This is a genomic window from Moritella sp. JT01 (assembly GCF_001574435.1).
Classification (GTDB): domain Bacteria; phylum Pseudomonadota; class Gammaproteobacteria; order Enterobacterales; family Moritellaceae; genus Moritella.
Genome location: NZ_LOCN01000016.1, coordinates 14,037 through 27,563 on the forward strand (window position 1 = coordinate 14,037; position 13,527 = coordinate 27,563).

Sequence of the window (13,527 nt, forward strand, 5' to 3'; positions counted from 1 at the left end):
AGCAATCACTGAATATCAGCCTTGTTTGTTTATCGCAGACAAGGCTTTTTATCTTTAATCATAATCAAAAGTAACACTCTGAAAATGAGGGTTATCGACTGTCACATCGAGCGTTAAGATCGTATCGAGTACAATCAAACGAATAACATCATCAACCGTCATCTTAATACATTCGTCGCGATTTTCGTTACGTTGCGTATCGAGCCCAATACCGTATATTTCAGCACCCGATTTAAGCGTTAACTTAACCGGATATTTGTGCATACACACTATTTCAATATAGTCATACTGATCGCATTTCATCATAGTTTATATCTCCACGTTACCCTGAAACAAGTCCTAACTTTTATCATAGTAGTTGAACATATACTAATTTTAGCTCTTTACAAACTAACGCTAACGTATGAATGCACCTTGTCATCAAATGAGAGGACATTAACCTAAGCGCTTCGCCCAATTACCCGCATTGTCACGAGTACAATTTTCTTCACTATCAAACTTCACTTGCTTGTTGATATTTTTGAGTCTCACATCAACAGCATTAAGTGCTTGAGTCAATAAACCATGTAAACGCTGATCTTGCTGCGATGCCGTTAATTGCGCAATATCAGCATTGCTATCAAACACACAGGTTATTTTTAAAGATGCCGGAAAATTATTGTAATTAACTGTATGTGTTAACCATTGAAACCCTTGAATTTCATCTTTTGCATCTTCACAAACACCAGTAAGCACTTTGCATAAAGTGTTATCAATCTTCTTTTCTGTTTTGGTCATATTCTGCCAGCTGTTATCTTCTGAGTATTTATAGCGCTATCCTACCGTAAATCATCCCCTATAAACAATAAAGCCAACCCGAAGGCTGGCTATCAATAACAAATATAGGGGTTAACTAAACACCAACTTCACCACCGTCGTTTTTACGAATAATAACCGTTGCAGCCCGTGGTCGAACAGTTTGATTACTCGGTGTTTCCATCGACGCGTCATTACTGTACGGCCAATTTTTAGGGTGTTGGATATTCAAAAACAGGTCCGTTTGAGCAGGACTAAAAGCTAAGCCTGTAACCTCTGCACCATTAGGGCCAACAAAGAAACGTTTTAGCGCAGTTTGATTCTCGCTGTTAATTGTCTCTAATTCTTCAGTATCAGTCGTTAGCTGACTTGGCACGACAGCGAGCATTTGATCATTTGTGTACTCAGTTAATTCTGGTGCGCCATTATCCGTCTGGATCCACATGATACCGCGTGAATCAAATGTAAGACCATCTGGACTTGCAAACTGATTTCGCTCGTCTAATCCAGAGATATTAATTTCTGGTGCTGCATCTTCTGCGGCACCAAATACAAAGATATCCCAGCTAAATTGCTCAACATCATCACCTTCTTGCCAACGAATAATATGCCCAGTGCTATTATTTAATCTTGGGTTAGCAGGATTGGTTGTATCTGTACGTTTGGTATTATTCGTCAAGGTCATGTATACCGCACCATTAACAGGATCAACGGCCGCCCACTCAGGACGATCCATTGGCGTCGCACCAACAAGATCCGCAGCCCCTGCTGTATTTAAAATCATATCAGCAAGATTAGCGAAGTGATCTGCTAACACACCTTTATCTTTCGTAACCGCAGTCATCGTTAGTGGTAACCATACACCGACCCCATTATCGTCAAAACGTGCGACATACAAAGTACCTTGATCCATATACTTATCACCCACCGTTAAACGGTCAGTACGACTGGCGTCAGCAGGATCCCACAACGCATCAGAAACGAATTTATAAATATATTCAAAACGAGAATCATGGCCAGAATAAAATACTATCGGTTTACCTGCAGTCACTTTTCCATAAACACAATCTTCATGGCGGAAACGCCCTAATGCGGTACGTTTAATCGCATTCGATTGATTATCATAAGGGTCTATTTCAACAATATAACCATAACCATTAGCTTCATTACGGTAGTCATCAGTCGCACTCGCGCCTTTAATCGTAATATCAAAACGGCTAAATTCATCAGCAACTTCATCAATATTTCCCGCTAAATTATCCCAACCATAACGGGTATTCTTATCGTCAATGCCGATACGTAATTGATCTGCGGTTTGCGTGCCAGTATTAACAAAGTAACCCGGCCAGTTTTCTTCACAAGTCAGGTAGGTACCCCATGGCGTATAACCATTACCACAGTTATTAAGCGTACCACGTACTTTATCGCCATCTGTAGCGAAAGCCGTTACGAGTAATTCCTTATCAGCAACAGGGCCGCTAATATCCATAATAGTAGCACCTGTAAAGCGACGATTATGGCTATCATTTTTAACTACATCCCAAATACCATTAGTTTGCTTAATACGTACAACGGTAACACCATGCGCATTAATTTCTTTACGTACCTCGTCAAGAATTGTACGTAAGCTATTCGAATCGTTAGTCGGTCCTGCAGGGTGTAATGCCTTTTGATCTATATACTCGTGATTAATACATAATAAACCATCAGTAGAGCTGCCATTTAGTGGAAAATAATGCATGCCGTCATGATGCATACCCAGTGAATTAGCTTGATCTAATGCGGTATTTGAACCATCTGCTTGCCACTCTTGAGCAAAGTCATTAAGCGGCGTACCCCAAGGTGCAAGTACTTGTGCACTGTAACCTTTAGGCACAACAACAGCGTCTAGCTTAGCCCCCGAAATAGAGTCGAACCCTAATTCTACTTTTGGTGTAGTCGTCAGATTTTTATCATTCCCAGTATTTGAACAACCTGTTAAACCAATACCACTTAACATACCAACAGCAGCCATCCCCACGCCTGCTCTTAATATACTGCGGCGAGATAATTCTCTCTCCATTACTGCTGCAAATGGTTCATTATTACTATTATTATATTTAGTTGGGTCAAATGTATCTTTGCTCATGCTTCTATCTACTCAATAATTATTTAAGACCGATATAAACTAGCAAGCAATTATGTATTTTCTATTTCAGAAATATGACAGTTTTTATAATCAACCGTATAAACAGCTAAAATAATTATATTTCCCTTCAATTACAGATAAACTCACCGTGCTAATACACCTCAACAGGCAGTAATAAATCATTATGAACGACGGCTTTTTCGTGTAAATAAATAGAGAATGTCGACCCGATGCCAAGATCAGATTTTACCGTTATTTTGCCGCCAACTTCGCTAATAATACTTTGACTCACAGATAAACCTAACCCTGTACCACTACGACGTGTAGTGAAAAACGGGTCAAAAATACGCGCTAAATTGTCTTCACTGATACCACACCCATGATCACTAATATGTACTGCCGCACCAATAATATTACCGTTATTATCATGCCAGTCCTCAGTTTTAATCTTCAACAACCCTTTGTCACCCATGGCATGTACGCCATTCATTTGCAGGTTAACTAATACTTGTAAAAGTTGATGACGGTTCACTTCGACACAACATTTAGCATCAAGTTGCGATTCAATTTGCACATCGGCAGATTTAGTGCCTGAACCGACCAAAGTTAAACTCTCTTTTACAATCAAATTTAAGTGCTGCCAAGTGATCTCGTCTTGTACCCCACCTTGACGGCTATACTGCAGTAAACTTCGAGTAATATTACGAATTCGATCAATCTGCTCATGTATCGCCTCAAGCTCTTCAGTGACTCGTTGACTGTCTTCTCCAAGTTCGAGTTGCAACAATTCCACATTGCCTAGAATCACCGCGGTTGGATTGTTAATCTCGTGAGCAATACCGGCGGTTAACTCACCAAGAGCAGCCAACTTTTCACTCATCACTAGCTTACTGCGCGTTTGATTTAGCAACTTAATGTATTGCTCTAACTCTTGGGTTTTATCATGTAAGCTCTGCGTTCGACTATGAACCTTATCTTCAAGCTCCAGCGAAGCCCGTTTAATTACATCATTACGCTGTTGCAACTGATCTAACATCGAATCAAATTGCTGACCAAAGATCGCTAATTCATGATCCTGACATAACCCCAGATCACCAATACGACGATTTAACCCTAATGGCACTACTCTCACCACATTATGGATCTTTTCAATCGGTATGAATAAATCCCGTGCGCCACGATATACCAAGCCACCAGAAAGTAACAATACCGCTATAATACCCACGCTAAATTCAGCAATATTGGTTAGAAACGTTTCCAATAATGGCCACTCTAAATAACCGGTGTAGAGCATACCGATCACATGACCACCATAGTCTCGTAACGGCTCATAAGCGGAGATGTACCAATCATCGTAAACGAATGCCCGACCAACCCAATTATCTCCTCCAATAAGCACCTGCTGTTTTACTTCTAGAGAAACGCGGGTGCCAATTGCACGGCTATTAAGCTGGTCACTATCAAGCAGGACATTGGTACTGACTCGGATATCATCCATAAAGAGTGTCACCGTCCCAATACTGTCTAGCGGCAATGTCCCATCGCTGTAAACAAGGTCTCGAATACGGTCAACAAGTTGGGTGCTATTATTCAGTAATATGCCACCATCAATAATCCACTCTAATTGATTATCACGATTAAAAATAGGGAGCAAATTACGGCTAATAAGCCCTCGATACTCCAATTTATTTTCTCGTAATAACGGGATCTGAGCTGACAAAGGCAGCGTACTATTTAATGCCAACAATTCATCATGATTAAGTACTTGAAAAAACGTTTGTGGTTTAGCGGTAAGTAATAACTGTTGATTCACCAACGGGAACGAATCTAATGCTGACGCAGGATGTAATACCACAAAATCTAATGCGTAATTTTCAGCTTGGCGTTTAACCCATTCTGGTAACTTATTTTCATTTGTGCGTAGTAAATGTTGGAAATCATAAGATGAAGACAGTGATGTCAACTTCATCCGTTGTTCTTTTTGCAATAACTCTATACTGTTATGCGCAACAGCCAGATCCGATTTCACATTCATTAATGCGTTTTGCCATGTATACGTCATTGTCCAATACATGGTCAGTACAAATAAAGCAAACAGCGTGATCACTATGGGCACCGATGTAAGCACTAGCAAACGATAACGTACCATGGTTCTAAAACGCTTAATCCATAACAGTATAAATTGCTTCATTTTCATAAGGCGGCTTCATCAATCCATTCTTTATATTTACGCTCTAACGTTTTACGTGCCACGCCAAGCTTACGCGCAGCCGCTGACTTATTCCCTTCGTGAGAGTCAACTACCTGCATGATATGTGCTTTTTCTACTTCTTTTAATGTCCATGTCGTTGGATAACAATATTGATCTTCATCACCGATGACCTCAGACGAGCAACGACAAGGGCTCTCGAGATTCGCTTCATCCATACGTATTTGGTCAAATCGCGTAATAGCCGCTCTTGGCAGTGGGACCGCATCACCTTGCAGCTCTCGCCAATATTCAGCAGGCGGTTTACCGAGCAAAATACAACGTTCCATCATATTCCGTAATTCACGAATATTACCTGGCCAATCATATGCTTGCATCGCAAGTATATCTTCATGTGTCCAACTGACACTTTTCATGCCTAAATCATTAGATAATTTGAGTGTAAAATGATGAGCTAATGCTGGAATATCTTCAACACGATCACGCAAGGGTGGTAAGTCTACCGTTAATACATTTAGACGGTAATACAGGTCCTGACGAAAACGCCCCGCTTCGACTTCCACTTTTAAATTACGATTGGTTGCCGCGACAATGCGCACGTCAATGGGAATTTCACGCTCACCACCAACAGGTCTAATCGCTTTTTGCTCTAATACCCGTAATAACGACGATTGCATGGCAAGTGGCATTTCACCAATCTCGTCGAGGAATAAGGTACCGCCGTTGGCAACGCGAAATAGCCCTTCTCGGCTTTTTTTAGCGCCCGTAAACGCGCCTTGAATATGACCAAACAATTCACTTTCTAATAGGTCAGGTGCAATCGAACCACAGTTTAATGGTACAAAAGGACCATTACGTAAACTAAGTTGATGTAAAGCCCGCGCCACTAATTCTTTACCGGTACCCGATTCACCCTCAATTAATACAGCTGCCATGGATGGGGCAATCTGGGTTATCAGCTTTTTCATTGATAAGGTTTTAGCGGCATCACCGATAATATCGATAGGAAATGTACGTTCAATATCACGTTGCAGCGCAAAGTTCTGACGTTCCACTAAACGGCGTTCGATACAACGACTTACCGATTGCATCATTTGTTCGAGGTTGAACGGTTTTAAAATAAAGTCTGAAGCACCAGCCCGTAACGCTTTAATCGCGGTATCTAAATCGGCATAGCCAGTCATAAAGATCACATCACTACGACGCGTTTGCGGATCAAATGCTTCGTGCCACTCAATACCAGATCGCCCAGGTAAATTAATATCAACAATAAGTAAATCGAAATGGCAGCGCTTACGGAGTTCTTCTGCTTCTTCGATGCTACCAGCAGTATCAACTTGGGCAAATTTTTTGCTTAACGCTTTCTTTAAGATCGCGCGCATACCCGGTTCATCATCAACAACAAGTACAGAGACCGCAGCCCAAGAGGGAGAAGAAGTAAATTCTGACATAAATATAAATAACTACCGTAATTTTTAAGTTGCGACATTTTGTCCCATATCGACTAACAAAGTCAAAACTGTTTCAACCCTTTATTTACGCTCAATTTAATCAAAATATTATTTACCTTTTAAATTAACCACTTACTGGTATTTATAGTGTTTTATCTGGTTTATTTTTAATTTGGCATCTAATTTGCTACATAACGAGAAATACGGTGACTTTTCAACTAACTTATATAAATAACTTTAACGTCAGGAAGACCTAATGACTGTAAAACCGATGAAATTTATCCAAACATCGCTTGCCTTATTCGCACTTGCAACGGCAGCCGGAGTCAATGCCGCAGACGACATGAAAATCCGTTTGGCCACCACAACCAGTACTTATCATTCAGGGCTGCTTGATTTTTTGTTACCTGAATTCAAAAAAGACACAGGTTATACGGTTGACGTACTTGCAGCTGGTACGGGTAAATCACTACGCATGGGTCAAAATGGCGATGTTGATTTGGTCATGACGCACGCAGCAAAATCAGAAGCGAAATTTGTTGAAGCGGGTTACGGTGTACTACCACGTCAACTCATGTATAACGATTTTGTCCTTGTTGGCCCCAAAGCTGACCCAGCAAAAATCAATGCTGGAACAGATGTTGTGAAAGCATTAGCTGGCATTGCATCTTACAACGCAACCTTCATTTCTCGTGGTGATGATTCAGGCACCAACAAAAAAGAACTTAGCCTTTGGGCTCAAACTAAAATGGAACCAAACTTTGCTGGCTACAAAGCGATAGGTCAAGGCATGGGACCAACGCTGAACATGGCATCTGAGCTGCAAGCGTACACGTTAACAGACCGTGGAACTTGGTTAGCTTACCAAAATAAACTAGACCTTAAGATTGTTGTACAAGGTGATAAACGTTTATTTAACCCATACCAAGTGATCTTAGTGAACCCAAGCCGTTATCCAGATATCAATTACCGAGGTGCAAAAATATTCAGTGATTGGTTAGTCAATCCAAAAGCACAAACCATGATCAACAGTTATAAACGTAGCGGCGAGCAATTGTTTGTTGCGAATGCCAAGTCTTAATAACCGAATTAGAAACCTAGATACTTAATGGATATTTGGCAAACCACCCAACAAGCCGTACAACTTCTCTTCAACGGCGATATGGCACTGTGGGGAATTGTCGGTGTGTCATTTTCAGTGTCTTTACTGGCGATTGCGTTGGTATTAATACCAGCATTGTTGATCGCATTTGCTCTCGCCTACGGGAAGTTCCCAGGTCGTTGGCTATTGCTATCATTATTCAATACCTGTCAATCCATCCCGACGGTAGTGATTGGCTTATTACTTTACATGATGCTATCTCGTGCAGGTCCGCTCGGTAATTGGCAAATGCTATTTACCCAAAAGGCGATGATCTTGGGACAAATGATGGTTTGTTTTCCAATTTTAGTATCCATGATGCACGCCGCGTTTCAAAACAGCGATCGCCGTGCTTGGGAAACAGCATTAACCTTAGGTGCAAGTCTACCCCGAGCATTATTAAGTTTGATGTGGGAATGTCGTTTCCCACTCCTTGCCGCCATTATCGCCGCATTTAGTCGTATTATTACTGAAGTTGGTTGCTCTATGATGGTTGGCGGTAATATTTTAAATTCAACGCGGAATATTCCCACGGCAATCGCATTAGAAAGCTCGAAAGGCGCGTTTGCACAAGGTGTAGCCTTAGGCATGGTCTTATTGATCCTTGCGCTAGGACTTAATGTCTTATTATCCTTCGCTCGTGGTAAAGCCCACTTGCGCACCAATTAGCTAAGGAATAGATAGTGTCGCAAATTACTATTCAAGCAGAAGATATCTCGATTCGATTTAAAGATCGTCTGCTATTTCATATTCCTCATCTTAAGTTCGGTCCGCAAGAAGCCATTTATCTCACTGGTGCTAATGGCGTAGGTAAGACCACGTTATTAAAAATATTATCTGGTTTACAAAGCCCAACCACGGGTAAAGTAAACTTACAGTGCAATACTTGGTTTCGCCGTTTATTTAAAAGTAACGCCAAAAATGGTGTTATTTATATGCACCAAACCCCCTACATGTTTGACGGAAGCGTACTTGATAACGTTCGTTATGGATTAAAATTCACCCGAAAAGGCCGCCAAGAGCAACGAAGTGAAGCGATAACAGCGCTACGTATGATAGGGTTAGAAACTCTCGCTAATGAACATATTTCGGTATTGTCTGGTGGTGAACGCCAACGCGTCGCAATGGCAAGAGCTTGGGTACTCAAACCCAGTGTATTATTAATGGATGAATCAAGCGCCAGCATGGATACAGAATCCATTGAGCGCCAGGTGGTGCTAGCCAAAGATTTACTCGAGCGCGGTTCAACCTTAGTCATCACCAGCCACCAGCAAAATGCGCTTACCGCACTTTGTCGCCGTCAATGGTGCATTAGCAATAGCAAACTAATCGAACGAGCAGATCTACAGCTCATCAAAAAAGATAAGGATACTTATGCCTTCGGCGGAACAAACAAGTTGGGTAATTTTAGCGGGCGGACAGGCCAGCCGTATGGGCGGTAATGACAAAGGTTTAGTTAAATTAGCCGATAAAGCCATGATCGAACATGTCATCGATACACTTTCGCCACAAACCAACAAAATCGCCATTAACGCAAATCGAAATCAAGACGTTTATAGCCAATATGGTTCTGTATTTGGCGATCAGCTACAAGGTTATCCGGGGCCTTTAGGTGGTATGCATGCTGCTATTTTACATTTAAACGATGCAGAATGGATTGGTTTTGTCCCCTGTGATTGCCCACAGCTACCAAGCGATTTAGTCGTCCGTATGGCTGCCGCGTGTGAAACCAACACTGATATTGTGGTAGCCCATGATGGTGAGCATATTCAGCCAGTGGTGACGCTATTACACCGTCGTATTTTGCCAAAACTAGAAGCCTTTTTAGCGAACGGGGACCGCAAGATCATTCTATTATACCGTCAATGTAACATGCTCACAGTCGACTTTAGTGATCAACCCAACGCTTTTATAAACTTAAATACCCCAGCAGAATTACACCAGTTTGGACAAACAGAATGAGTCAACAACAATGAGTCTACATCTATGAGTCAACATCTATGAATAAAATCTACGCGTCACTCCCTTTACTCGGCTTTGCTGCATTCAGCGGTACAGGCAAAACGACATTGCTCGAGGCAATACTGCCTAAGTTAGTTGCGCGTGGTATTCGTGTTGCCGTGATTAAGCATGCGCATCATGATTTTGATATCGACCTTCCGGGAAAAGACAGCTACCGCCTGCGTAAAGCGGGTGCTAGCCAGATGCTGATTTCATCCCGTTGTCGCCGTGCATTAGTGACTGAAACGCCGGATGAAGAAGCGACGCTACCGCACTTGATCGCACAGTTAGATCAAACTCAGCTCGACCTAATTTTGGTGGAAGGTTTTAAACAACTGAATTTCCCTAAAATTGAATTACACCGCACTGAAGTCGGTAAGCCTTGGTTACATCCAACGGACAATAACATTATTGCTATCGCAGCGAATGTATCTGCGCCAGCACCTTTAGCAGAAAAGACGCCATTACCTAAGCTCGATATTAACGATCTTGAGCAGATAACCGAGTTTGTGATCAGCTTTATTCAAGGCGAAGTAGGTGCTGTAAAGCCTGAACAACCTCAGGGGTTACAGTGTGGCGACCTAACACCACAGGGTATGCTGTCTGTCGCAGAAGGTCGTGATCGTATTCTTAGTCATATTGTACCACTTGATCAATCACAGACTGTTGATTTAAAAGCAGCTTTGGGTCAAATTGTCGCACATGACGTACTTTCACCAGTGAATGTACCGCAACACACTAATTCAGCAATGGATGGTTATGCAATCCGCGGTGATGATTTAGAATGTGAATGCTATAACGTTGTCGACCACGTGATGGCGGGACACAGTTACGACTTACCACTTGAAAAAGGCCAAGCAGTACGGATCATGACAGGTGCTGCGGTTCCTGAGTGTGCCGACACAGTCGTCATGCGCGAACAAGCTGAACAGACAGATAGTGCAGTAGATAATATGGTAAACAGTACGGTGCGTTTTGATCTGACAATGGCAGCCATCCACCCCGGTCAAAATGTACGTCAAGCAGGCGAAGATTTAGCGTTAGGTCAAACAGCCGTGGCCGCAGGTAGCAAGATTTCGGCGCCAGAGTTAGGCATGATTGCTTCACTCGGCATTAACCAAGTTACCGTGAAAAGTAAGGTACGTGTTGCTATCTTTTCAACCGGTGATGAAGTGCAACATCCAGGCGAAGCACAAAAGAATAACTGTATTTACGATTCTAATCGTTACACCCTGCACGCGATGTTAACCCAAGCAGGTTGTGACGTGATCGACTTAGGCATTATCGAAGACAGTGAAGCCGCATTAGAAGCTACATTACTACAGGGTAGTGAACAAGCTGACTTGATCCTGTCCTCAGGCGGCGTCTCTGTTGGTGATGCCGATTACATCAAAACGGTATTGGATAAACTCGGAAAAATTAACTTCTGGCGTATTAATATGCGTCCGGGCCGACCTTTGGCATTTGGTCAAATAAACGAAACACCATTCTTTGGTTTACCGGGCAACCCAGTTGCGGTAATGGTGGTGTTCTTACAATTTGTTGAACCAGCGATCCGTAAGCTACAAGGTATGGAAAATTGGCAGCCACAAATATTCAATGCTGTTGCCACAGAACGCTTCCGCTCTCGTCCTAATCGTACTGAGTATACCCGCGGTATTTTTGGTTTTAATGCTAACGGTCGATTAACAGTGAAAAGTACCGGGCAACAAGGCTCAGGTATCTTACGCTCGATGAGTGAGGCTAATTGTTTAGTTGAAATATTACCTGAACAGGCGAATGCAGAAATTGGTGATTCGGTTCGCGTGATCCCATTACAAGGTCGCGTTTAGTACTCGTAACTCATTTAATCCTATTTTAGCAACGAGATAGGATTAAAAAATAGTGGTGTGCTCACATCACGCCACTATTCCCCTATCACGTCGACTCTTATTTTACGCCTATTCTTACTTTTTATTACTTATCATCTAACGTTGATGATGACTCACTTTTTGGTTGATTCTCTGGTAAGTCTTTTACTTTTTCATACCAAATATCATGGTGTTCTTTTGCCCATGTTTCATCAACTTCACCCGTCACCATACCTTCTAGTGACGCTTCAATACCCACTAGACCGACATAAATGTGAAATACAAAACCACAAATAAGCATCAGTGATGCTAATATATGAACTAAGTTAGATAACTTCATATCAAGACGAGTTTGTCCGAAGATCGGAAAATCGAGAATAAAACCACTAAAGACAATAAACACACCACCAAATATCAGTAACCAAAACAGCGCTTTTTCACCACCGTTAGAAAAATCAGCTGATGGATGCGACCCTTTATGTTTGCCGGCCATGCCGCCCATTTTCTTAAACCAATTAATATCCACTTTGGTAAATAAACTCTTACGCCACCATTTGATCATTACCGTGAACAGTAAAACCGCAAATAATGGACTAACATAGTTATGGTACTGTTTCGCGCCATAAATTAGCATTGCCCAGATATCACGAGGGATAATTGGCTTAATCAAATGTTTACCATATACCAGTGTTAACCCAGTCAACGCAAGACTTAAGAAGGTAAACGCCATACTCCAATGCAATGTGCGATCTATGAGACTCCAACGCTTAATTTTACGCCCAGTTCGCTGCTTACTTAATCTTAATGGACCTATGGTAAAGTAAGCTAATATCACTAACCCAATACAACCCAATATCGCCAATGCACCTAATGGTGATATCCACTTTTCTTTAAGAATCGACCACGCCTGTCCAGATGAACTAATTAAGATACCGTGCTCTGCGGATTTTGATGTAGTGTAACCCTCTTGCCCATCTCGTACTGCACGCCAATAATCAGCGCCAGCAAAACCGGTAAGCTCACCTTCCACCGCTGACTCACCTAAGCGTTCACTGGTTGTATTGTTATCCGCGGTTTCACTAGCAAATGCCGACAAGGTAAAGCTCAGCATTAATACACTCACTAACAAAGTGAACCAATGTTGAATTCGCTTAGTCATTAAATCTCCTCACTGTGTTTAAACCACAGCGCTAAATAGACGCCTGATTATCACTAAACAAACAGTCTATGTTTATATTACAGCTAACCTATATTTATATTAAAAAATAATTATTGTAGGTTCGTAACCAAGTCCTGACAGCTGGCTAATTTACATTAACCAGCCTGCCAGCATTAGCTTTCTTGCGGTTTACTCGCATCATAAGCAAGGTCGACAGTACTTGCCCAACCCGCATTTTTAGCGCCACGTGCAACAACACGTTCACTGTAAATATCAGAGATCTTCGCCGCATCACCAGCAAGCAAGGCTTTAGTCGAACAAAGCGATGCACACATAGGTAATTTGCCTTCTGCAATACGGTTGGCACCGTACTTTTTCTTCTCTTCTTCAGAGCCGTCTTCTACATTCGGTCCACCTGCACAGAAGGTACATTTATCCATCTTGCCACGTTCAGCAAAGGCATCTTGTTTTGGAAATTGCGGTGCGCCAAATGGGCAGGCAAACAAGCAATAACCACAACCGATACACAAGTCTTTATCGTGCAGCACAATGCCATCTTCAGTACGCTCAAAGCAATCAGCAGGACAAACGGCCATGCACGGCGCATCGGTACAATGCATACATGCCACTGAGATTGAGCTTTCACCCGGCTCACCATCATTCAGAGTAACGACGCGGCGACGTTGGATACCCCATTCAAGTGCATCATCATTTTCGTTCTTACATGCGGTTACACAACCATTGCATTCAATACAACGTTTAGAGTCACATAGAAATTTCATACTAGCCATTT

12 protein-coding genes are annotated in these 13,527 nt (G+C 42.1%); 5 read left to right on the forward strand and 7 right to left on the reverse strand.

Going from position 1 to position 13,527, the window contains the following annotated elements; genetic code table 11:
* Window positions 1–54: 54 nt before the first annotated feature.
* From AKG98_RS13375 to AKG98_RS13395, 5 genes are all read right to left on the reverse strand, one after another.
* The gene (locus AKG98_RS13375; protein WP_067046502.1) at window positions 55–306 is read right to left on the reverse strand and encodes a Rho-binding antiterminator; all 252 of its coding nucleotides are present in this window, start codon (window positions 304–306) and stop codon (window positions 55–57) included.
* Window positions 307–435: 129 nt separating this feature from the next.
* Window positions 436–777 carry a Fis family transcriptional regulator gene (locus tag AKG98_RS13380; protein WP_067046504.1) on the reverse strand — a complete coding sequence of 114 codons (342 nt, stop codon included), beginning with the start codon at window positions 775–777 and terminating at the stop codon, window positions 436–438.
* Between the two features lie 115 nt (window positions 778–892).
* Entirely contained in the window at window positions 893–2,923 is a 2,031-nt protein-coding gene (locus tag AKG98_RS13385; protein ID WP_067046508.1) for a PhoX family phosphatase, read from the reverse strand.
* A gap of 151 nt (window positions 2,924–3,074) precedes the next feature.
* Window positions 3,075–5,120, reverse strand: coding sequence for a HAMP domain-containing sensor histidine kinase (locus AKG98_RS13390; RefSeq protein ID WP_067046511.1), 2,046 nt, complete (start codon window positions 5,118–5,120; stop codon window positions 3,075–3,077).
* A complete protein-coding gene (locus tag AKG98_RS13395) occupies window positions 5,117–6,583 on the reverse strand; it encodes a sigma-54 dependent transcriptional regulator (RefSeq protein WP_067046513.1) in 1,467 nt (488 codons plus the stop codon). Before AKG98_RS13395 ends, AKG98_RS13390 begins: the two co-directional genes overlap by 4 nt.
* Before the next feature lie 256 nt (window positions 6,584–6,839).
* On the opposite strand from AKG98_RS13395, the gene AKG98_RS13400 reads away from it, so the two are divergent.
* The 5 genes from AKG98_RS13400 to AKG98_RS13420 are packed head-to-tail and all read left to right on the forward strand — an operon-like array spanning window position 6,840 to window position 11,557.
* Window positions 6,840–7,664, forward strand: a complete 825-nt coding sequence (locus AKG98_RS13400; RefSeq protein ID WP_067046516.1) for a substrate-binding domain-containing protein — start codon at window positions 6,840–6,842, stop codon at window positions 7,662–7,664.
* A 27-nt stretch (window positions 7,665–7,691) separates the two neighbouring features.
* Entirely contained in the window at window positions 7,692–8,393 is a 702-nt protein-coding gene (locus tag AKG98_RS13405) for an ABC transporter permease (protein WP_067046519.1), read from the forward strand.
* 14 nt (window positions 8,394–8,407) lie between these two features.
* A complete protein-coding gene (locus AKG98_RS13410; RefSeq protein WP_067046522.1) occupies window positions 8,408–9,166 on the forward strand; it encodes an ATP-binding cassette domain-containing protein in 759 nt (252 codons plus the stop codon).
* Window positions 9,099–9,686, forward strand: coding sequence for a molybdenum cofactor guanylyltransferase MobA (gene mobA / locus AKG98_RS13415; protein WP_067046525.1), 588 nt, complete (start codon window positions 9,099–9,101; stop codon window positions 9,684–9,686). The genes AKG98_RS13410 and mobA overlap by 68 nt, the downstream gene beginning before the upstream one ends.
* 38 nt (window positions 9,687–9,724) lie before the next feature.
* Entirely contained in the window at window positions 9,725–11,557 is a 1,833-nt protein-coding gene (locus AKG98_RS13420; RefSeq protein WP_067046528.1) for a bifunctional molybdopterin-guanine dinucleotide biosynthesis adaptor protein MobB/molybdopterin molybdotransferase MoeA, read from the forward strand.
* 124 nt (window positions 11,558–11,681) lie between these two features.
* On the opposite strand, the gene AKG98_RS13425 is transcribed toward AKG98_RS13420, so the two are convergent.
* A complete protein-coding gene (locus AKG98_RS13425; protein WP_067046530.1) occupies window positions 11,682–12,734 on the reverse strand; it encodes a formate dehydrogenase subunit gamma in 1,053 nt (350 codons plus the stop codon).
* A gap of 173 nt (window positions 12,735–12,907) precedes the next feature.
* Window positions 12,908–13,525, reverse strand: coding sequence for a formate dehydrogenase FDH3 subunit beta (fdh3B, locus tag AKG98_RS13430; RefSeq protein WP_067046532.1), 618 nt, complete (start codon window positions 13,523–13,525; stop codon window positions 12,908–12,910).
* Between the last annotated feature and the right edge of the window lie 2 nt (window positions 13,526–13,527).

Excerpts from the sequence above, each read along its gene's own strand:
- AKG98_RS13390 (WP_067046511.1), bottom strand. The coding sequence starts at position 5,120 with ATGAAAATGAAGCAATTTATACTGTTATGGATTAAGCGTTTTAGAACC.
- AKG98_RS13385 (WP_067046508.1), bottom strand. The coding sequence starts at position 2,923 with ATGAGCAAAGATACATTTGACCCAACTAAATATAATAATAGTAATAAT.
- AKG98_RS13405 (WP_067046519.1), top strand. The coding sequence starts at position 7,692 with ATGGATATTTGGCAAACCACCCAACAAGCCGTACAACTTCTCTTCAAC.
- AKG98_RS13420 (WP_067046528.1), top strand. The coding sequence starts at position 9,725 with ATGAATAAAATCTACGCGTCACTCCCTTTACTCGGCTTTGCTGCATTC.
- AKG98_RS13380 (WP_067046504.1), bottom strand. The coding sequence starts at position 777 with ATGACCAAAACAGAAAAGAAGATTGATAACACTTTATGCAAAGTGCTT.
- AKG98_RS13375 (WP_067046502.1), bottom strand. The coding sequence starts at position 306 with ATGATGAAATGCGATCAGTATGACTATATTGAAATAGTGTGTATGCAC.
- AKG98_RS13395 (WP_067046513.1), bottom strand. The coding sequence starts at position 6,583 with ATGTCAGAATTTACTTCTTCTCCCTCTTGGGCTGCGGTCTCTGTACTT.
- AKG98_RS13425 (WP_067046530.1), bottom strand. The coding sequence starts at position 12,734 with ATGACTAAGCGAATTCAACATTGGTTCACTTTGTTAGTGAGTGTATTA.
- AKG98_RS13400 (WP_067046516.1), top strand. The coding sequence starts at position 6,840 with ATGACTGTAAAACCGATGAAATTTATCCAAACATCGCTTGCCTTATTC.
- fdh3B (WP_067046532.1), bottom strand. The coding sequence starts at position 13,525 with ATGGCTAGTATGAAATTTCTATGTGACTCTAAACGTTGTATTGAATGC.
- mobA (WP_067046525.1), top strand. The coding sequence starts at position 9,099 with ATGCCTTCGGCGGAACAAACAAGTTGGGTAATTTTAGCGGGCGGACAG.